The 20,821-nt window shown below is 45.7% G+C and carries 19 protein-coding genes; 2 read left to right on the forward strand and 17 right to left on the reverse strand.

Going from position 1 to position 20,821, the window contains the following annotated elements:
* Position 1: 1 nt before the first annotated feature.
* The 14 genes from NQ489_RS16615 to NQ489_RS16685 form a co-directional block, all read right to left on the reverse strand.
* Entirely contained in the window at positions 2 to 2,347 is a 2,346-nt protein-coding gene (locus NQ489_RS16615) for a polysaccharide pyruvyl transferase family protein (protein ID WP_021653055.1), read from the reverse strand.
* Positions 2,344 to 4,188 carry a glycosyltransferase gene (locus NQ489_RS16620; RefSeq protein WP_021653056.1) on the reverse strand — a complete coding sequence of 615 codons (1,845 nt, stop codon included), beginning with the start codon at positions 4,186 to 4,188 and terminating at the stop codon, positions 2,344 to 2,346. Before NQ489_RS16620 ends, NQ489_RS16615 begins: the two co-directional genes overlap by 4 nt.
* On the reverse strand, positions 4,181 to 5,827 hold the full coding sequence (locus NQ489_RS16625; protein WP_021653057.1) for a glycosyltransferase: 1,647 nt from the start codon (positions 5,825 to 5,827) through the stop codon (positions 4,181 to 4,183). The genes NQ489_RS16620 and NQ489_RS16625 overlap by 8 nt, the downstream gene beginning before the upstream one ends.
* Positions 5,824 to 6,828, reverse strand: coding sequence for a glycosyltransferase family 2 protein (locus tag NQ489_RS16630; RefSeq protein WP_044962450.1), 1,005 nt, complete (start codon positions 6,826 to 6,828; stop codon positions 5,824 to 5,826). The genes NQ489_RS16625 and NQ489_RS16630 overlap by 4 nt, the downstream gene beginning before the upstream one ends.
* 347 nt (positions 6,829 to 7,175) lie before the next feature.
* The gene (locus NQ489_RS18010; protein ID WP_021653059.1) at positions 7,176 to 8,384 is read right to left on the reverse strand and encodes a TatD family hydrolase; all 1,209 of its coding nucleotides are present in this window, start codon (positions 8,382 to 8,384) and stop codon (positions 7,176 to 7,178) included.
* A 374-nt stretch (positions 8,385 to 8,758) separates the two neighbouring features.
* On the reverse strand, positions 8,759 to 9,247 hold the full coding sequence (locus NQ489_RS16645) for a MogA/MoaB family molybdenum cofactor biosynthesis protein (protein ID WP_227945553.1): 489 nt from the start codon (positions 9,245 to 9,247) through the stop codon (positions 8,759 to 8,761).
* Between the two features lie 3 nt (positions 9,248 to 9,250).
* On the reverse strand, positions 9,251 to 10,240 hold the full coding sequence (gene moaA / locus NQ489_RS16650; RefSeq protein ID WP_044962482.1) for a GTP 3',8-cyclase MoaA: 990 nt from the start codon (positions 10,238 to 10,240) through the stop codon (positions 9,251 to 9,253).
* On the reverse strand, positions 10,240 to 10,719 hold the full coding sequence (gene moaC, locus NQ489_RS16655; RefSeq protein WP_021653088.1) for a cyclic pyranopterin monophosphate synthase MoaC: 480 nt from the start codon (positions 10,717 to 10,719) through the stop codon (positions 10,240 to 10,242). Before moaC ends, moaA begins: the two co-directional genes overlap by 1 nt.
* Before the next feature lie 12 nt (positions 10,720 to 10,731).
* Positions 10,732 to 12,699 (reverse strand): methionine--tRNA ligase, encoded by a 1,968-nt coding sequence (metG, locus tag NQ489_RS16660; protein ID WP_044962484.1) that lies wholly within the window; start codon positions 12,697 to 12,699, stop codon positions 10,732 to 10,734.
* Between the two features lie 314 nt (positions 12,700 to 13,013).
* Positions 13,014 to 13,223, reverse strand: coding sequence for a hypothetical protein (locus tag NQ489_RS16665; protein ID WP_044962486.1), 210 nt, complete (start codon positions 13,221 to 13,223; stop codon positions 13,014 to 13,016).
* On the reverse strand, positions 13,196 to 13,642 hold the full coding sequence (locus tag NQ489_RS16670) for a threonine/serine exporter family protein (RefSeq protein ID WP_021653090.1): 447 nt from the start codon (positions 13,640 to 13,642) through the stop codon (positions 13,196 to 13,198). The genes NQ489_RS16665 and NQ489_RS16670 overlap by 28 nt, the downstream gene beginning before the upstream one ends.
* 145 nt (positions 13,643 to 13,787) lie before the next feature.
* Positions 13,788 to 14,543, reverse strand: a complete 756-nt coding sequence (locus tag NQ489_RS16675; protein ID WP_021653091.1) for a threonine/serine exporter family protein — start codon at positions 14,541 to 14,543, stop codon at positions 13,788 to 13,790.
* A 252-nt stretch (positions 14,544 to 14,795) separates the two neighbouring features.
* Positions 14,796 to 15,221 (reverse strand): flavodoxin, encoded by a 426-nt coding sequence (locus tag NQ489_RS16680; protein ID WP_021653092.1) that lies wholly within the window; start codon positions 15,219 to 15,221, stop codon positions 14,796 to 14,798.
* A 30-nt stretch (positions 15,222 to 15,251) separates the two neighbouring features.
* Entirely contained in the window at positions 15,252 to 15,845 is a 594-nt protein-coding gene (locus NQ489_RS16685) for a DUF3793 family protein (protein WP_022426572.1), read from the reverse strand.
* Between the two features lie 381 nt (positions 15,846 to 16,226).
* Here NQ489_RS16685 and NQ489_RS16690 point away from each other — a divergent pair, with 381 nt between their 5' ends.
* Both NQ489_RS16690 and NQ489_RS16695 read left to right on the forward strand, forming a co-directional pair.
* Positions 16,227 to 16,631: a Fur family transcriptional regulator gene (locus tag NQ489_RS16690; RefSeq protein WP_015526389.1), complete on the forward strand. Its 405-nt coding sequence runs from the start codon at positions 16,227 to 16,229 to the stop codon at positions 16,629 to 16,631.
* Between the two features lie 107 nt (positions 16,632 to 16,738).
* Positions 16,739 to 17,284 (forward strand): NADH peroxidase, encoded by a 546-nt coding sequence (locus NQ489_RS16695; RefSeq protein ID WP_015526390.1) that lies wholly within the window; start codon positions 16,739 to 16,741, stop codon positions 17,282 to 17,284.
* An 85-nt stretch (positions 17,285 to 17,369) separates the two neighbouring features.
* Here NQ489_RS16695 and ltrA read toward each other — a convergent pair whose 3' ends face one another.
* The 3 genes from ltrA to NQ489_RS16710 form a co-directional block, all read right to left on the reverse strand.
* Positions 17,370 to 18,761, reverse strand: a complete 1,392-nt coding sequence (ltrA, locus tag NQ489_RS16700) for a group II intron reverse transcriptase/maturase (protein ID WP_021650934.1) — start codon at positions 18,759 to 18,761, stop codon at positions 17,370 to 17,372.
* A gap of 482 nt (positions 18,762 to 19,243) precedes the next feature.
* Positions 19,244 to 19,903, reverse strand: coding sequence for a hypothetical protein (locus NQ489_RS16705; RefSeq protein WP_021650266.1), 660 nt, complete (start codon positions 19,901 to 19,903; stop codon positions 19,244 to 19,246).
* Between the two features lie 70 nt (positions 19,904 to 19,973).
* Positions 19,974 to 20,540, reverse strand: coding sequence for an HD domain-containing protein (locus NQ489_RS16710; RefSeq protein WP_021650267.1), 567 nt, complete (start codon positions 20,538 to 20,540; stop codon positions 19,974 to 19,976).
* Positions 20,541 to 20,821: the final 281 nt, after the last annotated feature.

The following is a 20,821-nucleotide window of genomic DNA, read 5'->3' on the forward strand; positions in this document are numbered from 1 at the left end:
GTCACCTCTTCTGTCTGTATTTCCCAGCTTTCTCTTTGATACCTTTCTGCACGCTCTCCGGCAGTCTGCTGAATATCTTTTTCCACAAAGGCTGAGGCGGTGCCTGAACCCTTTGCGCCACGATCCGGATATCCTCCTTCCGGACCGGAGTGATCTGAGCGGCATAGGTCTGACTGGTATGGGATTCTTTTTCTTTAAACATCGCATCTCTGAGCCATCTGGAAGAAATCTCCTTTTCCCTCTCCATGATCTCTGCAACCTTGTCATAATCTACCGGTTTGAGAAAACGGTCAGACTTTGTGATCTCCAGCGGATCTGTGACAACCCGGTCCTCCACCTGAAAAAGATGAGTCAGAGAATTAAACCGTTCCATGCCCCTGTGACGGTTTCCGATCCCGGCAAAGGGTTTATGATAGATCAGCGCAAAGCTGACACCATGGCAGGAATCTGTCAGCACATAGCTGCTGTTTTTGAAATAATAGATCCAGTCCTGAAATTTCACATTTTCCAGAATTCCATCCATCCCCATTTTTTCCTTATTGGACTCATAATTCCATGGCGTTCCGTCCAGGATATGCACTGCCCGCAGTCCCAGTTTTTCGGAAAGAAAACGGATCGCCTCTTTTTTCTCCGGAGTCGGGTCCAAAATATAAGTAAGAAGATACGGTTCTGTTTCTTTCCTTGAAGATTCCTCTGCGATCGCATCATAAACACTTCTGTCTGTGGAAAAAACAGGATCCAAAACACGGACAGAAGACACTCCGAAGGTTTTATCCAGAATATCGACTGCCGAGGTTTCCCTTACTGAAATCTCATCAAATCGCTTAAGATATTCTGCCGAAACCAGCCGTTCTCTCTCCGGTCGAAAATCCTTCCCATGACCAAAGGACACCGCAACTGCTACTTTTTTCTTTTCATCACGGACAAAATCCATCAGAAAGCTTCTTCCGAAATTGCGGCAGATCCCATAATTCCATACCTGATCTGACCCGATCACAAAGGAATCACACTTATGGTTCAGAAGATGCATCTCACTCAGCGCATATTTCCGGCTTACATGAAAATGCGAGTTTGCAAAAATCCGACTGTGATTTTCTCCGTTGAGTTCTCTGTCCTCATCTGTATAGCCTGGTTTGTCGATCATCAGCACCGAAAGGCCCAGTCCCTGAAGCTGCTTCATCAAGCCGTAATATGTGGCAATGCTTCCGTAATTACAGCCAAACCACACACCCAGCATACCAACGTCATATCTGCCTTCCGTACAGTATTCCACTGCCTTGTGCATACTGGTATATTGCAGCATCTCAAAAAAACGGTCTCTCTGGGAATGCACGTGCATTTTTTCCCGGAAACGATTTTTCTTTGCTGCCTCAAACGGAAGCTTTTTGACAAATCCGGCATCCTTCAGAGCATCCTCAAGAAGCTCTTTTCCCCTGTCATTGTTTACAAGCACAAGAGATGTCCCCAGTTCACTGTGCAGCTCTTTATCATATGCTCGTAATCCCCAGAAATCACCGATCGTAAGATCACCCTGTCTGGGAAGCGATGCAAACTTACAGTCTTCACAGGATCTTCTGAGAAAAAGACTCCTGTAAGAGCCCTTCACAAAAGGATCTTTATCATCACTGCACATATAAGATCTGCCATTCTTCAGTACTGCCACGCTGGTAGTTCCGTTGTAACCGTATTTTTTTGTACGGAAATAATAGGTCCTCACATTTTCGATTCCGTAGGTTTCCTCCAGATAACGGTGAAATACCATGGAAGAAGTGGCTCCGTGACACATCAGATCCGCGGTAAAAAGCCCCTCTCTGTTTTTGCCGAGATAAGCCTTCAGACCAGCTACCTGACAGGGTGTACCGGTAAAAAGAACCTTCTTTTTCTTATCCAGCAACTCACGAATCCTCGGAAAAATATCACCAAGATCACTTTCTACATATTTGGAACGCCGCATAGGTTCCAGTTCTTTTTCATTCCGGGCAAATGTATGGAACACCTGAAATTTCTCATTCATAACAACGCCACAGACAACACCGCCCTTGTCCAGTACACTCCGGGCCAGAAGTGTAAAGCTTCCACCGGAACTGCTTTTTCTGCGAACAGCATCCTCACTACGCACTGCATAGGTTTCCGGTTCCGGTGAATTTGTCATATCCTTTGGATTTACAGACGGGCAGACTTTCCGGCATCGTCCGCAGTCCGTACATTTCTGTTCGTCCACCCTTGGATAAAAAAATCCTTCCTGGTCACGCTCCATGATAATTGCTCCGAATGGACATGTATACTCACATGCGGTACATCCGAAACACTGTGTTTTATTCAGATTTCCTATATGGTTCTTTTTCATTTTTGATCGATCTCCAGATATTTTCTCCAGAAGCTCTCCGATGTCATTTCATCTCTGTGCTCCCTGAATTCCCGTTCTACATGGGTATGTGTTTCTTTGTATTGCTTCATGATCCGGTGTTTTCTTCGAAGAATACGGATAAACCGTTTTCTGTCCATTTCACGGTACGCTCCGGTCTCCATTGCAGGATTCACAACCAGCAATTTTCTTCTGAAAAAATACAGATGCGGCGAATAAAACCAGTCATAGGCCACCGGAACAACCTGTTTTTTCAGTAACCAAGATGGCCAGAAATGTCCGTTGTAAGTGAGCCTGTACAAAAAAGTTTCCAGTGGTTTTCTGGGCGGATCATTATATACCTCATAAGGCTTCATAGGTGCCTCCGGGAAATGCTCCAGACTGATCAGCTTCTCATTTTTTGAAGACTCCTCCTTCATGAGCTTTTCGCCCTGATTCTTCATCAGGAAATGATAGCCCTTCAGATAATCTTCCACTGCATCCAGAAGCTGCTCAGCCCCGTCATAATTAAACCGCAGCAGATTCACCCGCACAAGCTTGCTGATCCTGTCCATAAAGTCTATATTCCGGCATACTCCGCTGGCCGCCTGAAGGATCAGGCTGTTTCTGTGCACCTGATAAAATTCCATTGCTCCGTTGAACTTGTTGTTAAAGCCTTTATGCCAGATACAGATCCCATTCATTGTAATAAACTCCGCCTTATTACGCAGACTGTACTCCACATCATCACCACGGATAAAAAACGGAAGCGGCAGGTTATCCTTTCTTACAAATTCCACAGGGATACAGCAATACCACCAGCCCGCATATGCGGTATCCGAATTTTGTTTCTGTTCTTCACGGCGAAGGACCTCTTCTATTCTGGCTGTATTGATCCGCGGTTTCAAAGGGCCATATTCACCCGTCCTGTTTACATATCCCACATCCTCATGAAGGCGCTCCATCTCCTCATAATAAAGCATGGCTCCGCTGATAAAATGTCTTTTATATTCCGGCCGCTGGATCCGAAGCAGCTGATACGTACGTATGATACTTTCCGGAAGAACCAGCACATCATCATCCATAAGAAGAACATTGGTAGGCTTTTCTCTGTGCTCCAAGCTTTCCAACATTCCCCTTGTAAATCCTCCAGCACCTCCGGTGTTCAGATTAGGATGAAGCTGCACATGATCCGCTTCAATCTGCTCCGGAGAAAGCGTACGGCCATTATCCACCACATGGATCCAGAAATTTTTTGCCAGAGATTCTCTGTCCGATATCTCTTCCAGGCGCTTTTCCGTAAGCACTGTTTTTTTCAGAAGCTCAATATTCGGCAAAATATATTCTTCTTTTTTAAAGGTCGTTGTTACCAGATGCAGCGACACATGGGTTCTTTTATCTGCCGGAACCTCTGTACCATATTCCCCCTCAAAGATCGTGGAATGCTCCAGTGCATGAACTTCAAATCCTGCCAGCTCCATCGGTTTATCCGGATATGGGATCCTGATCTCCTTTTCCTCCTCTGCAACGATCTTCTTTCTGGCAACGATCCTTCGTATATAACGATTGTCTTCTTTTTCGTATCCGGTCAGGCAGATCTCCATTTTTCCCTGTACTCTCAGCTTCAGGATCAGTTTGTCTGCCCAGGTATAGGTTCTCCATTTCCGGAGAGCGATGGAATTAAAATATGTGCAGAAATCCACCACCTGTCCGGCTCCGATCACAATACATCGGTTCTGTCTGTCATATGCAGGCTGGCTTCCGTGAAAAAACATTTTCCAGTGTGTTGCAATTTTATCATCTTCACAGAATAGAACATTCTGCAGCTTAAAATAGTTATTCATCTTCTTTACACTCCAGATATCCGTTCCAGAAATTTTCTGAAGTAAGCTCCTTCCATTTTGTTCTGTAGCTGGTTTTCGCGTTTTCAAAATCCCGGTCCACCACTGGAAGCATACGCATCAGACCAGCAAGTGCCCGTACCGTTTTCCCAAAGGTTTTATCCGTTCTGAGACATTTTCCGGACGGGTCCTGATAGATCACTCTTTTTCTGACTGCCACGGTATAAACGCTGATATCTGCCGGAACCAGAAAAGCCTTCTCTGTTTTTTTCTCCACCTCTTCAAGCTGGGGGAGAAGCTTTCTGACCCTTCCATTCAGTTTCACACCGTCCTCCTCTGCCAGCCATGATTCTCCCTTCAGAAAATCCTGTACCGCCAGAAAATTCAGCCTGATATATTGGTATCTTCCTCTGAGGATATTTCCAAGAGTCCATTTAACAAGGAATTTTTTCCATTCTGCTGCTGTAAAATCCCGGAGATGCACTGCATTCACAATGGCCATATTTCGAATGTCATAATATTCCCCAGCCTGGGAAAGCTTTCTTGTGACAGCTTCATGCCACACACCGATTCCATTCACAGTGATCGTCTTTCCTATACGGATCCCGTATTCAATATCATCCCTGTGAATAAACAGCGGAAGCGGATATCCCTTTTTCTGGATTTCCTTTACAGGAATGCAGCAATACCACCAGCCTCCATATTCCGGACTGTTCTCTTCTGCATTCTCCAGCAATGTATTCCTGTCACGAAGATCAAAGCCTTTTCCGTAAGCTTTGATACGCCCCCGGTTCCAGTCTGCTCCGCATTCAAACTGTTCCCATGGAATATCCTTTCTGAGAAGCGAGCCTGCCAGCTCAGCATCCTCATACTCTTTCTTCAGCACCGAAAGAAAACATCTGGTCCGTTCCAGAACTTCCGGTTCCAGAGAAATATCATCATCCATCAGGATCACATGAGTAAATTTTTTCTGCTTTACTGCTTCCAGCATTCCTCTGGTAAAGCCACCTGCTCCACCGCAGTTTTTGTTGGGAATATATCTCACAAACTCCGGAAACACATGCTCCTGCAGGGTGTTTCCATTGTCAACAACAAAAACCTCCGGCCGCTTCTCCCCGGAAAGCTTCCGGATCTGATCGATATTAGCTGTGACATCCTTTTCACGCCTGCAGGTACAGATCACTGCTGCACAGTTTACTCTGCGAACCTCTTCCACTTCTGCATAAATGGAAAAATCCCTCAGCAGAGCACCGTCCTCAAAGCCTTCCACACGGATCCAGTAAACCTCTGCTTCTTTCCATGAGCACATCCTTATACGCAGGATTTCCGGTTTTTTCGCTGCATGGAGCTCTGTTTTTTCTTCAATGACCGTATTCCCGTTCTGATCCTTGTACAAAAGAGAGAGCCTGCAGTTTCCCTGCACCAAAAGTTCTGCAAAAGGGTTCCTGATCTGCGTATAACGCTTCCATTGTTTCACGAAAAATCCGTTAAAATACGTAAACAGCTCGACCCTCCCGCCTTCTGTTACATAGAGTCCGGCTTCTGTACGCTCATACCCGGTCCCCGAATAATATAGCTTATGATTTTCTTTTTCATCCTCCGGAAAGATCATCTGCTGAATCCGTATCACTTCGCCGCTCATACTTTTTTCTCTTTCAGGCTCATGCAAAAATGTCCCGGATAATACAGAAGATAACCACTTCGCCGGATCGCCCACACAACCTTATTCTCTACTTTCTTATAAACATCCGGATACTCTTCCCGGATCTTTTCATCCAGTGCTTTCATCATTGCAAACACTTTTCCGGAGCAGGGAAAACTCAGATAGATCTTAAAATGACTGCTGACTACCCTTGCAATTCCCTTTTCCAGATAATCCAGATGCGCCTGATCCAGATGTCTGAATTTCTGCTCATCATAAAAATCCAGAAGACTGTTCAGTACCCGTTCATGATTTCTGTGGTTCCTGCGCATCTGCTCCATGGACATACTCTGACCGGAACGCCCCAGCCTGTACATATAAACAAATTCATCCAGAAAAATGATCGTCTCTACCTCAGTGATGGGATACATAACAAATTCCACATCAACGTAATAGCAATTTTCATCGATCTTCCGCCCTGCCTGTCTGACAAGATCCGTCCGGATCGTCATGGAATGCATCTTGATAAAGGTTTTATCCGCAATATCCTTAAACCGGTATTTTTTTCCATAAACAACCTCCGGAAAAGGATCCCGATACTGGATCGCTTTTTCTCCATCCATCTCATAAACCCAGTAATAATTGCTCCAGACAATATCTGTCCCTTCCGTCTCAAGGCAATCCACCAACCTGCAGAAAGCATCCCTTTCCACCCAGTCATCACTGTCCAGGATCTTCACATACTCACCGGACGCCATCATAAGACCTGTATTGATTGCTGAGCCATGACCCCCATTCGCCTTATAAATGATCCGGAAGGTATCCGGATACTGTTCCACAAACTCATACGCGATCTCCGCAGAACCATCCTTTGAACCATCCAGCACCACCAGCACCTCGATCCGGTCCAACACCTCCCCGATCACCAGAGATTCCAGACACTGCCGGATATATTTTTCCATATTGTAGACAGGTACGATCACCGTCAGAACTTTGTCCATACTGCTATCCATCTCTCTTCCCTTACACGAGCTCTGATACATGAATTCTGATCTGCCAGCCAGCTTCTTCAGATTCAGATCTCATCAACTCCTGAAATTGCTTTATCTGCGTATATTATAGGGATGGAAAAAATGGAATACAATGGACTTTGCGAAGGTTGAATGAAGATTTAACGTGGGGTTAACATTGAGAGGGGGATTGTTCTTGTTGACGCAAAAAGAGCTGTTGTTGAACAGATGATCACGCACATCTGCCATACAACAGCTCTTTTTTCATTTCATATTTTTTAAGGTCGAGTGGACGTTCGCCACTTGCCCATAATTGAATAGCATATCTCTGCAGTTTATCATATCAACCCCAACACCTTCAACGCATTACTCTCCGTCACAGCCACAACCTCCTCGCAGCTGATTCCCTTAATCTCCGCAATGGTCTTCACAACCTCCGGCAGATACAGGGAGCTGTTTCTTTTTCCACGGTTCGGCACAGGTGCCATGTAGGGGCAGTCGGTTTCAAGCAGGATCTGATTCAGCGGTGCATACTCTGCCACTTCCTTCAGCTTCCGAGAATTCTTAAAAGTAACCACTCCGCCGATTCCAAGATAAAGTCCCATATTCAGATACTCCCTTGCAATCTCCTTACTATAGGAAAAACAATGGATAACTCCGCCATACATCCCATCCTGCATATATTCTTTCACAATATTCAGCGTATCCTCTGCTGCATCACGGCTGTGAATCATAAACGGAAGCTTTTTCTCACGGGCGATGTCCATCTGCTGGCGGAATACCTTCTGCTGGAGAAGATGCTCTTCCTTCTCCTTATGCCAGTAATAATCTAGGCCGATCTCGCCTACAGCTACCGTTTTTTCCATGTCACAATATCTGCGGATCTCATCCAGCACAGCTGCATCCACCTTATCCGCATCATCCGGATGAACACCCACTGCGCCATAAACAAAAGGATATTTCTCAACCAGATCATAAACCCGATCAAAATGTCCCACAGAAGCACACACATCCACAATATGCCCGATCCCATTCTCCTGCATGCTATCCAGCATGTCAGAACGATCCTCATCAAAAGCTTCATCATCGTAATGTGCATGGGTATCAAAAATCATAGCTTTATCCACAGTCATCTCGTCACCGACGGAAACTTTTCCACCTTTCAGCACTCTTGTAAACACACCTTCCCGGGGCATGATGCACTCACCCATCTTCTGAAAAATGGCACAGCCATTGTGGCACTCTTTTCCGATCTGAGTCAGCTCCAGCACAACCTCACCACAGCGAAATCTGGTGCCAACCGGAAGCTTTGCAAACTCAATCCCTTCCACAACCAGATTCTCACCAAAAGCACCATCCTCAACCTCTGCGCCCTTTGCACGAAATGCATCGATCTTTTCACCGGAAAGAAGACTCACCTGCCGATGCCACTTCCCAGCATGAGCATCCCCCTCAAGCCCCCAGTCCTCCACAAAAACCGCAGACCCGACATTCTTCTTCTGTGTTCCTTTCTTCTCACTGATACAAACCGCAAGTACTTTTCCCATAGCAAACTCCTATTAATCACACATCATTACCAAATTTATTCCTATATCACACCAGCAATATTGATTTCCAAAACCTACCACATGTAACTCTCAAGCCTCAGGAATTATGAATCGCTGAAGATGAATTTTAATCATAAAACCTACCACATCCAACAGCCAGCCCAACGGAGGCAGGGCCAGTACGGTGACGTTAGCGGAGCGGCCGTCGAGAGGCGAGTATAGCTGCTGCCACCGAGCGCCCTGTTTGAGCCGCAGGCGAGTTGGCGCGAATGGCCGCAAACCAGCGACGCAGCCGAACAGGCCGCGCAGCGTGTCACCGTACTGGCCCTGCCTCCGTTGGGCGTCCGTTCGTTAGTCTAAGTATACCCCACACACTACCGGCCGCATTCTCCAGCATCGCCGGTCAAAATCTCAATCCCATGCCCCAACGCCTCAATAATAACCTCCATGCACTCCCTGACAGCCTTAGGACTCCCCGGCAGATTAACGATCAACGTCCCCTTCCGGATCCCGGCCGTAGCCCGGCTCAGCATCGCCCGCTTCGTGATCGTCAGACTAAACGCCCGCATCGCCTCCGGAATCCCCGGCACACGCCGCTCAATCACATCCTCCGTAGCCTCCGGTGTCACATCCCTCCGAGAAAACCCGGTACCACCCGTAGTCAGGATCAGCTCCGCAAGTCCCAGATCTGCGATCTCAGCCATCCGGCTCCCAAGCATCCCACGGTCATCCGGCAAAACATCCACAGAAACAACCTCATACCCGACCGCCTCCATAATCTCCTTCACAGCAGGACCACTAAGATCCTCACGCTCTCCTCTGTAACCCTTATCACTAGAAGTGATCACAGCAACTCTCTTCATCACTCAACCTCCGATCTGAGCCATACAAAGCTTCTCCGTCTTATCATCCTTCTGTTTCTCCAGGCCTACGCCAAAAGCATGCCCGTCCGGTTTCTCCGCCAGAGCCTCCAGGATCACAGCCTTCAGCACCTCATCCGAACCACCACTGCGGATCACCTCCCGAAGATCCCTTCCCGCCGCATACTGCAGACAAGTCTTCAAAAAGCCCTGAGAAGTCAGCCGGATCCGGTTACACTCCCCACAGAACTTATGGCTCACCGCGCTGATAAACCCGATCTTTCCGGAAAAACCATCCACATCATAATAATGACACGGTCCATTCCCAAGGGGCTCCCCAACATACGGCAAAAACCGCGGAAGCTTTTCCCCAAGGATCCGAAGCAGTTCCTCCTCCGACACCCCATGAAATTCTTTTCCCATCCCAATGGGCATCATCTCAATAAACCGCACATGCACCCTGTGATCCCTGGCAAAAAGCGCCACCCGGCAAAGATCCTGCTCCGGGATCCCAAGAGGCACACAATTGATCTTCAGCGAAATCTCCGGATACTTCATTGCCTCCGAAATCCCTTCCAGCGTCCGCCCCAGTTCATCCCGCCGCGTGATCCTCCTGCTGCAGGCCTCATCCAGCGTATCCAGGCTGATATTCAATCCGTCCAGTCCCGCCCGGGCAAAATCACTCATCTGATCTTTCAGAAGCACACCATTTGTAGTCAGAGTCACCTTCTCGATCCCCGGCATATTTTTCAGTTTTTCCACCAGCTGAGGCATCCGCGGCCGTACAAGCGGTTCCCCGCCGGTCAGCTTGATCTTCCGGATACCCAGCTCTGCCATCACCCGGCAGATCCTCAAAATTTCCTCTTCCTGCAAAATGAGGGAGCGCTCCACATGCTGCACTCCCTCCTCCGGCATACAATAAATACACCGCAAATTACATCTGTCAGTTACGGAAATCCTGAGATAATCAATATTTCTTCCGCACCTGTCTATCATTATTTTTCCTCAAAACGAAAATCTCCGCTTTTGCCTCCTGTTTTTTCTTCCAGATGGATATCAGACATGACCATGTGCTTGTCAATTGCCTTGCACATGTCATAAATGGTAAGAAGCGCCACCTGAACACCTGTCAGGGCCTCCATCTCCACGCCTGTTTTTCCCTCTGTTTTTACCGTGCAGAATACACGGATCACTCCCGCATCCTCATCGGTCTCAAAATCCACAGAACACTTCTGGATGGGAAGTGGATGGCACATGGGGATCAGCTCAGAAGTACGCTTCACACCCATGATACCTGCCACACGGGCCACACCAAGTACATCACCCTTTTTCACATTTCCGCTTTTTACCGCGGCCATGATCTCCGGGCTTACCTGAATGGAACCCGTGGCTGTTGCCGTACGGTGAGTGACCGGTTTGTCGGACACATCCACCATAACAGCATTGCCGTTTTTATCAAAATGATTCAATTCCATATCTGTCTATACTTAGCAGATCTCAGCGCCTGCAGGCATCTCTTTCTCCGGTACCATCAGGGAAAGATTTCCTTCTGCATCCTCTGCACAGAGGATCATACCCTCGCTGAGGATTCCGGCAAGCTTGGCAGGCTTCAGGTTTGTAACGACCATAACCTTTTTGCCCACCATTTCCTCTGCGGAATAATGAGCCTTGATTCCGGATACGATCTGACGAACCTGGCTTCCAATCTTAACCTGAGAGCAGAGAAGTTTTCTGGATTTCTTAACCTCCTCACAGGCGATGATCTCACCAACCTGGAACTGCAGCTTCTCAAAATCATCGAAAGTAATCTCCGGCTTTGCCTCGATATCGATCACGTTCTCTGTTTTCTCCTCTTCTACCTCTTCCTTCGGCTCTTCTTTCTTCGGATGAAGCTTCTCAACCTTCTCAAGAACCTCCTTCAGGTCAAGTCTCGCAAAAAGGATCTCCGGTTTGTCGGTTACGCGGTTTCCTGAAGGATAAAGACCAAACTGCTCCATCTCCTCAAGAGTTCTCTCGTTTGCGTTGAGCTGTACAAGAATACGCTCTGTTGTACGCGGCATAAAGGATTTCAGAAGAGATGCGCCGATGCAGATTCCCTCAACCAGGTTGTAGAGAACGGTTGCAAGACGATCCTGCTTTGTCTCATCCTTTGCAAGTGCCCATGGCATTGTCTCGTCGATATATTTGTTGCAGCGTTTAAACAGAGAGAATACCTCTGTGATAGCATCTGCCACACGAAGCTTGTCCATTTTTGCGGAAACGTTCTTCGGAACCTGAAGGATGAAGCTCTTAAGATCCTCATCAACCGGCTCAGTAACATTCTTATTCTCAACGACTCCGTTAAAATATTTGTTAGACATGGAAATTGTACGGTTTACAAGATTTCCAAGTGTGTTTGCAAGGTCGGAATTCAGTCTCTCAACCATCAGCTCCCATGTGATCACACCGTCATTCTCAAATGGCATTTCATGGAGTACAAAATAACGGACAGCATCTACACCGAAGAACTCAACCAGCTCATCTGCATAGATTACATTTCCTTTGGATTTACTCATTTTCCCATCGCCCTGAAGCAGCCATGGATGTCCGAATACCTGTTTCGGAAGCGGAAGATCCAGAGACATCAGGAAGATCGGCCAGTAAATGGTATGGAAACGAATGATATCTTTTCCGATCAGGTGAAGATCTGCCGGCCAGTATTTGTTGAATTTATCGCTGCTGTTTCCGTCGCAGTCATAGCCGATACCTGTGATATAGTTTGTCAGGGCATCCAGCCATACATATACAACGTGCTTCGGATCGAAATCTACCGGGATTCCCCATTTAAAGGATGTTCTGGATACACAGAGATCCTGAAGTCCCGGAAGAAGGAAGTTGTTCATCATCTCGTTTTTACGGGACTCCGGCTGGATGAAATCCGGATGTGTGTTGATGTAGTCAATAAGCTTATCTGCATATTTACTCATTTTGAAGAAATATGCCTCTTCCTTGGCAGGTACGCATGGACGTCCGCAGTCCGGACATTTGCCGTCTACAAGCTGGGACTCTGTGAAGAAGGACTCACATGGTGTACAGTACATTCCTTCATAATGACCCTTGTAGATATCTCCCTTTGCATACATTTTTTTGAAGATTTTTTTGACCTGCTCTTCATGGTCTTTATCTGTTGTACGGATGAATTTATCATAGGATGTGTTCATCAGATCCCAGATGCGTTTGATCTCACCGGAAACGTTATCTACGAATTCCTTTGGTGTAACACCAGCCTCCTCAGCCTTCAGCTCGATCTTCTGGCCATGCTCATCAGTACCTGTCTGAAAATATACGTCATAACCCTGCTGTCTTTTAAAACGTGCGATCGCATCCGCAAGAACGACCTCATAGGTATTTCCGATATGCGGTTTACCGGATGTGTACGCAATGGCAGTGCTGATATAATATCTCTGCTTTTCCATCTTTTCTTTCCTCCATAAATATAAAAATAAAAAACGCCTTCTCATACCATAACGATATGAGAAGACGAGTTATTACCCGTGTTACCACTTCTTTTCGTTCCTGCCTCGCGGCAAAAACCTCATCAGGTACAGCAAGCTCTATACCCTTCCGCTATAACAGGCGGTCCTGTCACTGCCTGCCGGGGTCCGTTAAATCGGACATTCGCACTTCGCTTATCGCGTTTAAACCGGTTCAGCAATGCCTCTCCGAAGCCATCTTCCATCTGCGCCTGCACATCCCTCTCAGTCTCGGAACTCCTGCATAAAGTGAACCTTTACCATTCACTCTGCCGCAGATCTATGACATCAACTGCGTCACAGCCTACATCTAAAAAGTTCTCCGGGGATTTCCCTGTAGTACGGTGTACACATGTACTCTCTTCTTCCATGAGTTTTCCATATGGGAAAATCGTAACACATTTCCGATGGTTTGTAAACGGGGAATTTCGATACTGTATTACATTCTCCTCTGCCTGTACATCCACCGCCACGCCATCCGGAACGCAATGGTTGTCAGCGTCATTCCTGCTGCCATGCTCACCGCAAAAAGGATCGTATAGATTCCGTCTTTCTGGAATTTCGCCCAGTCCTTCATCAACATCCAGTTCATTGTCCGGTAAAGTGCTGCTCCCGGAATCAGCGGAATTGTCGCGGAAACCAGAAATACAGTTACCGGCGTTTTATGAATTCTTGCCATACATTCTGCATACAAAGTAATAGCTACTGTTGACCAGAAACCGCACACATACGGACTTGGCGTTATGAACTCTACTGCCAGATATACAGCCCAGGACAGACATCCACCCAATGCCGCAAACCAGAGTTTTTTTCCATGGATATTAAATAATGCCGCAAAGCCGAGGGATCCTGTGAAGGATACAACCAGCTGTATGATTTCCCGCATATTTTCCTCCTGAATAAATCATAACTACTATCAAATGCTCCCATTATCTGCTGCATTTCGCTACTCCGCAATTGATACAGTATGTAAACTCCTCATTCACTGCTTATTGCTTTTCGTAACCTTCAAGAGAACTTCCCTGATTCGGTTAAAACAACAGATTCGCCACCGTGAAACCAAGGCCCACGACCAGTGCCAGCAAAAGCGCCTCCATACATCGGATCAAACCTGTAATGGTATCTCCTGAAAACATATCGCGCAATGAATTGGTAAATGCAATTCCCGGTATCAGAAGCATGATATTTCCGATACTGATCAGATCCGCATGATGTCCAAGCCCGATCAGAACTGTAAGATTGGAAAGTACTCCGCCGGCTCCGCAGCAAAGAAGCACTGTCAGCAGCGAGTTTAATGCACCTTTTTTTACAAAAGCCTCAAACAGCTTCAGAGCGATACCAATCAGCGCAGAAGCAATCATATCGTTGACATCTCCTCCGAAAAACACGGAAAAAGAACCTGAAATTACAGCATAGATCAAAATCTGCGTTTTAAAAGAATATCCTTGTTTATCCCGGATCTTTTCCAGCCCCTTCTGGATCTCCTCCGGCTTCGGCCGATACTCACAGATGTATCTGGAAAGCTGGTTCAGGTCATCCAGCCGTCCCAGATCATTGGACATTCCCGGCACACGCCGCGTCTGGGTGCAAATACCGAAATCCTCTCCATAAATAGTCGTCACAATACTGGATGTGATAGAAAAAACATCTGCCCGGGTGGCTCCATATGCCAGGCAGATCCGCCGTATGGTATCTTCCACACGTCCAACCTCTGCTCCGCAGCAAAGAAGCTGTTCACCAATTGTCATCGCATAATATAAATACTGTTCCGCTTCCTCCCGCGTCATCCGGCATCCCTCACTTTCCTGCTTTATTTCATTTTTATCTATTTTAGGACACGTAAATATTAAAATCAACAAGGATTTTTTGTCTTAATATTCATTTCTTCTATATTTCCTCAAAGTAATAAGCAGATATTTTCGCTCAAAATAAAACACCACCCGGACAAAAAAGATATCTATCCCTTCTGTCCGGATGGTGTTTGTGTTTGAAAATCCAATGCTCTGCTCAGTTTTTATTTATTTGAAATCTAATAGATCTTATGCAAGTTTTCCGCCAAGTTCACGGCAAGCTGCAAGTCCTTCATCATCAGGTGTGTTGTTTACAATGAGTCCTTCATCATCAACAAGCTCTGCGCCTGCGTCTTTTGCTCTGCCGCACCAGGTTCTCATCCACTCTCCGTCGCCCCAGTCATAGGAACCGAAAAGCGCAACTTTCTTACCGGAAAGTTTGCCTTCCAGATCAGAGAAGAATGGCTCGAACTCACCATCCTCAAGCTCCTCATCTCCCATTGCCGGACAACCAAGTGCCAAAACATCATAAGAGAGAGCTTTATCTACATCTGCATCTGCAACTTCCATGATCTCAACATCCGCACCAGCTGCTTTTGCACCTTCCTCAACAGCCTGCGCCATAGCCTCTGTGTTACCTGTAGAAGACCAGTAAATAATTCCTACCTTGCTCATCTTAAAAACCTCCTGTTTTTAAACTTTATATTATACGCACATCTGAGATGTACAGAGATGCTTCATACCAACAACCTGCAAAATCGAATACCCCGCACGAATCTGCGCCGCAGTAAACTCCCGGCACTTATCGTAGCTGTCAAAAATCCTGCGAGCCTGCTCCACATCATCATAAACCTTCCAGTAACCACACATCTTGCAGCCACTGCCTCCGAACTTCCGGAAGCCCTTCACGTCTTCAATGGGATAACCCAGGAAAAGTCCGATCTCATGAGGAAACTCCGTCTTATGAAAAAATCTCTCCTTCAAACGGGCGATCATCTCATCCAAAGAACTATCTATATTATACCCATCCTGAAGCAAAAGTTTCCTGGCTTCATCCTGCTTAAGATATTCCTGCAGCATATCCGGCCGGTACACCAGAAGAAGATAATGCTTCCTGCATCCACAGATGATCTCCATACGGATACCTTCCCGTTCAAGACTCTCCTCATAATCCGAAATGATCTCCGGCAGCTCCGGCATTTTTTCCTTGGAAAAGGAAACAAGATTCGCCGGTTTCATTCCCATTAATACAGGGGAACAATGATAACCCATGACAGATTCAAATTTTTCACAAGTCATTTGCATTCTCCTTTACATATTAGTTAGATTTCTCTAACTGTTGTAAATATACTACCAAAGTTAGTCTATGTCAACTTATTTTTATAAATTTTCACCGAGAATTTTTACTGATAAAATCCTATCATTAAGGGCACAATATTCCTTATAACAAACACTCTGTCAGACATCCGACTGCCAGTTCTCACCATTTAACCGAATCAAGTAAGTCCTCTGCAGGGTTGCAAATATCCCCTACACCTGCAGCGTAAAAATACTCATTTACATCCAACTCATAAAATGAAAATATTTCAGGATAATCATATCCAAACCTCTTGACAAATCTCCCTCTGTCATGTATTATAATATCAGTAATAATTACTATTACTGATAGGAGGAAACATTATGGCAGCACTTAAATACAGCCGTCAGCGAGAGTCCATCAAGGAATTTCTGAGATCCAGAACAGATCATCCAACGGCAGATACAGTATACGAGAATCTTCGACAGATCTACCCGAACATCAGTCTCGGAACTGTCTACCGTAATCTTTCTCTTCTCAGTGACATCGGTGAGATCCGGAAGCTGACCAATTTCGGAAGCGCGGATCGCTACGATGGAAGGGTCGCACCACACTCACATTTCATGTGTACCAGATGCAACCGGGTGATCGATATGCAGTCAGACAGCCTTAACGGAATTCTTGAACAGGCAGCTGCAGAATTTATCCACGGAAAAGTCTTTGACGTAGATGCAAGCTTCTATGGGATCTGCAAGGAATGCCTGAAAAAAGAAGAAAAACAAGCTTGACAAAACAAAGATCACATGGTATCATAAAATAGTAATAATTACTATTTTTAATTTAGAAGAAACAAAAACAAACAATATATTTCAAAAAAGAAAAGGAGATCATTACTATGGCTAAATGGGTATGTACAGTATGTGGATATGTTTATGAAGGCGAGCAGGCACCGGAAGCCTGTCCAGTATGTAAAGCACCAGCTTCTAAATTCCAGAAACAGGAAGGCGAGCTCTCATGGGCAGCTGAGCATGTTGTAGGTGTAGCTAAAGGCGTTAGCGAGGACATCCTTGCAGACCTGAGAGCGAACTTCGAGGGTGAGTGCTCTGAGGTTGGTATGTATCTTGCAATGGCTAGAGTTGCTCACAGAGAAGGATATCCGGAAGTTGGTATGTACTATGAGAAAGCTGCTTACGAGGAAGCAGAGCATGCAGCTAAATTCGCAGAGCTCCTTGGTGAGGTTGTAACAGACAGCACAGAGAAGAACCTTCAGATGCGTGTAGAGGCTGAAAACGGCGCTACAGCAGGTAAATTCGACCTTGCAAAACGTGCGAAAGCAGCTGACCTTGACGCAATCCATGACACGGTACATGAGATGGCTAAGGACGAGGCAAGACACGGAAAAGCATTCGCTGGTCTGCTTAAGAGATACTTCGGTAAATAATAACCCAAACACAAATCGAGTAGGAGGCGGTGACTAACCGCCGTCCTCTCACACCACCGTGCATACCGCTCGGTACACGGCGGTTTCAATAGTTGACGTGCATGGACTGATAGGCTGTGGCTAAATCATAAAAGCCCCAGTTTATCAGTCTTTCTTTTGTTAGTGCTCGTTTGACCACTCCTGCATTTGCCATTCTCCAATAAGCTTTTCGGCTGTAGGCTCCTTCACAGGCTGCCCATTCTGGCATTCCCAACCCCATCAGCTTCCGTTTTCGTGTCTTTGGCAGTTTCCACTGTTTCCAGATACACATTCGTATCCTTCGATACAGCCACCTGTTCAGCCTTTCGACGTTGTTTTTCATGTCTGCCATACTGTAATAGTTCAGCCATCCTCGCATATATTCTTTTATACGTTCCATGGTCTTTACTATACTTCCGCACCTGCTCCGGGAAGTGAGCTTTCTCAGCTTCTCCTTGGCTTTCTTCCATGACTTTCCATGGACACGGACATAGATTCCTTTTCCGCTCTTCCCGAAACAGAAGCCAAGGTACTTAAAATTTCTTATTGCAAACACACTGACCGTACGACTTTTCTCTCGGTTCACCTTTAGTTTCAGTGTCCCTTCCAGATATTTCGTACTGCTTTCCAACAACCGTTCGGATGCACGTTCGCTCTTCGCTAGCAATACGATATCATCTGCATAGCGAATGCACGGTACTCCTCTTTTGTTGAACTCCTGGTCAAACTCGTTAAGATATACATTGGCTAACAGTGGGGAGAGATTTCCTCCCTGTGGTGATCCTTCTTCCGTCTTAATGACTACACCGTTTTCCATCACTCCACTTCTAAGATACCTCTTTATCATCTGTATTACACGTTCATCCTTTACATCTCTGCGCAGGATATTTACAAGTAACTCATGGTTCAGTGTATCGAAATACTTTGACAGGTCTAGGACTACTGCTTTTGTATATCCCTGTTCTGCATACTCCTCTATCCTCTGAACTGCGTCTTTCGCACTCCGTCCCGGACGATATCCGAAACTTCCATCCGAAAACTTTGGCTCATAAATCGGTATCAGCTGTTGTGACATTGCCTGTTGGATGATACGGTCTATGACAGTCGGAATACCAAGTTTTCGTACTCCTCCGTCTGATTTGGGAATTTCCACTCGTCTCACAGGCGATGGGGTATAATGCCCCTTTCGAATCTGTTCTGTCAGTTCGTGGTTATGTTCCTTTATCCACTGGAACGCCTCTTCAATGGTCATCCCATCTACTCCCGGCGCTCCCTTGTTTGCCTTCACTCTTTTGTAAGCTCTGTTTAGGTTGTCCTTATTCAGTATCTTACCTAAGATATCCGGCTCTGCACTGTCCCTTTCTTTCCATATCCGGTTGAATGAGCGGTGCGCTCTTACATACCCTTTACGTTCCGCGCTATCTCTCTGCAAGCAGCTTTCCTTGTTTTCTGCATCCATCTGCTCATTTCTCCTTTCCGGGTCATACTTGAGACTCCTATTGATTCAGTCCTTCACCTCTCGGCTACTATGACCTCTGCTGACTTCTGTGCGTTCAGCACTGCTTTTGGCAGTGGTTACCTCTTTCGAGGCATGTCGCGCAGACCTCCCCGGGTATCACACGCTTCTTTCTCTCCATCTATCTGCCACATCTATTCCGCATGATTCCGTGTAGTTATTGGGCTTTGACTTGTTGTGCAGCCTTACCCTCATGCAAAACCTTATATGTGATTTCTGTTCGTCAGACCAGAGATTTGCCCGTGGTTAGTTTATTCCCACATCCGGCTTCCTTCAGATTCCACCTCACGATGGACACCCTTGCCTTCGGCTATATCCTTCCCACTACCAGGCGGATTCGGGACTTGCCCCCGTTAGAAACGTGCGCCGCCGGGCGCACACACGAAAAAAGGAACCGGTCTCCCGGTTCCTTTTTTTCATCATCTCTACATACTATATCCATCCAGATATACCGATGATACATAATTTTTGCTGGTATTCTTATACAATATCTGCAGATAATGTTCTCCATCCAAAGTGACTGTGCTTCCATTTTTGATCTTTCTCTGTCTTCCGGTTCCGTGTTCACTGTAATAGATTGCAACTATCTTGTAGCCCTTCTTTGCAGTGATACATACTTTTGCCTTTCTGGAATAACCTTTCGCAACCGGAACCATGGTCTTTTTATCAAAGGATTTTTTATAATCTTTTCTTCCGAATTTGCACACATTTAACGGATTTGAATAATTATGTACCGTAACTTTAGATTTGAAAGAATATGTTTTTCCATTCTTTCTTTTTACTTTGAAGGATATGATAGAAGTTCCTGTTTTTTTTGCCTTCAGCGTAAGGGTATAATCATCCAGAAACGGCATTTTTTTTACTGATACCACACTGGTATTACTGGATTTCAGCCCCAGAACTTTGTCAGATCTGACAGAGTTTATGATTACATATCCGGTTTCCTCACCCTTCATAAGAGCGATCGACTTATGAAATTTGAGTGTACCCGCCGCCTGCGCTGTGACCGGTGCTACTGCAAGATCTGTCACGATAAATGTAAGTGCCAGAAATAACACCAATAATCTCTTTACTGCTTTTTTCATTACTTTTTCCCCCTTTTATAAGCATTTTGGACTTATTCCATACATATTAATATACATGAGTTATTCATATTCAACAACCTTTTTTCTGAATTTTCTGTACACTATCTTCCCGAACCTTTGCACGAAGCTCTGTCAGATATTCTGAGAATTTCACCTGTTCATTTCCGTAAGTCATCTGCAGATCATATTCCAGCGGAATCCAGGTTTTAATATCAGATTCATTGTGCTGGATCAGGGCTTCCAACTTGTCCAGAGCTTTATAGATCCTGGCCTCCAGAGTCTGCTGCTCTTCCATTTCCTGATAGAGTTCTGACATTTCTTTACTGAATGGCTCCGGCAGGATTTTCACCCATTCGCCCAGTACATCCGCCTCCTTCTTCGAATCTTTATCCGTTTTTTCAAAGGCTGGGATATCTCCGGTAAAAGCTTCTCCCAAATCATGGATGAGGCACATTTTCATAATTTTCAGAAGATCCGCCTCAGGGAACTCATCACTGACAAAATATGCCATCAGCGTGATCCTCCAGGAATGCTCTGCAACGCTCTCATGTCTGCCACCGGAAGTATAACTATGACGCACTGCATCCTTTAACCGCTCTGCAACGGAAAGTACTTCAATCAGTTTTTCTGGTTTCATATATATTACGCTCCTCTTCTTTTTATTATGTCAACCATCTAAATCAGCTATTTTCAGCCTATCTTATATAGCTGTCCATAAAACCGTTATAGCGTTTTCACTTTACTATACCATAATTTCCCAAAGAACAGACCCCCAAAAAACATTCTCCTTACTTCTGTGCGCTGACATTTCCCATCCCAAATAAATTTGTCCAAGCTAATTTCTAAAAAAACTATAAACCATATTGCATTTTTCTCCATAATCGTCATAATGAAATTATAAACAAAAGAAAGAAGGTG

The sequence above is a fragment of the Blautia sp. KLE_1732_HM_1032 genome (assembly GCF_025147905.1).
Taxonomy (GTDB): domain Bacteria; phylum Bacillota; class Clostridia; order Lachnospirales; family Lachnospiraceae; genus Blautia_A; species Blautia_A fusiformis.

Coding starts and splice junctions, on each gene's coding strand:
- NQ489_RS16615 (WP_021653055.1), bottom strand. CDS start 2,347: ATGAAAAAGAACCATATAGGAAATCTGAATAAAACACAGTGTTTCGGA.
- NQ489_RS16620 (WP_021653056.1), bottom strand. CDS start 4,188: ATGAATAACTATTTTAAGCTGCAGAATGTTCTATTCTGTGAAGATGAT.
- NQ489_RS16625 (WP_021653057.1), bottom strand. CDS start 5,827: ATGAGCGGCGAAGTGATACGGATTCAGCAGATGATCTTTCCGGAGGAT.
- NQ489_RS16630 (WP_044962450.1), bottom strand. CDS start 6,828: ATGGACAAAGTTCTGACGGTGATCGTACCTGTCTACAATATGGAAAAA.
- NQ489_RS18010 (WP_021653059.1), bottom strand. CDS start 8,384: ATGGGAAAAGTACTTGCGGTTTGTATCAGTGAGAAGAAAGGAACACAG.
- NQ489_RS16645 (WP_227945553.1), bottom strand. CDS start 9,247: ATGAAGAGAGTTGCTGTGATCACTTCTAGTGATAAGGGTTACAGAGGA.
- moaA (WP_044962482.1), bottom strand. CDS start 10,240: ATGATAGACAGGTGCGGAAGAAATATTGATTATCTCAGGATTTCCGTA.
- moaC (WP_021653088.1), bottom strand. CDS start 10,719: ATGGAATTGAATCATTTTGATAAAAACGGCAATGCTGTTATGGTGGAT.
- metG (WP_044962484.1), bottom strand. CDS start 12,699: ATGGAAAAGCAGAGATATTATATCAGCACTGCCATTGCGTACACATCC.
- NQ489_RS16670 (WP_021653090.1), bottom strand. CDS start 13,642: ATGCGGGAAATCATACAGCTGGTTGTATCCTTCACAGGATCCCTCGGC.
- NQ489_RS16675 (WP_021653091.1), bottom strand. CDS start 14,543: ATGACGCGGGAGGAAGCGGAACAGTATTTATATTATGCGATGACAATT.
- NQ489_RS16680 (WP_021653092.1), bottom strand. CDS start 15,221: ATGAGCAAGGTAGGAATTATTTACTGGTCTTCTACAGGTAACACAGAG.
- NQ489_RS16685 (WP_022426572.1), bottom strand. CDS start 15,845: ATGACTTGTGAAAAATTTGAATCTGTCATGGGTTATCATTGTTCCCCT.
- NQ489_RS16690 (WP_015526389.1), top strand. CDS start 16,227: ATGGCAGCACTTAAATACAGCCGTCAGCGAGAGTCCATCAAGGAATTT.
- NQ489_RS16695 (WP_015526390.1), top strand. CDS start 16,739: ATGGCTAAATGGGTATGTACAGTATGTGGATATGTTTATGAAGGCGAG.
- ltrA (WP_021650934.1), bottom strand. CDS start 18,761: ATGGATGCAGAAAACAAGGAAAGCTGCTTGCAGAGAGATAGCGCGGAA.
- NQ489_RS16705 (WP_021650266.1), bottom strand. CDS start 19,903: ATGAAAAAAGCAGTAAAGAGATTATTGGTGTTATTTCTGGCACTTACA.
- NQ489_RS16710 (WP_021650267.1), bottom strand. CDS start 20,540: ATGAAACCAGAAAAACTGATTGAAGTACTTTCCGTTGCAGAGCGGTTA.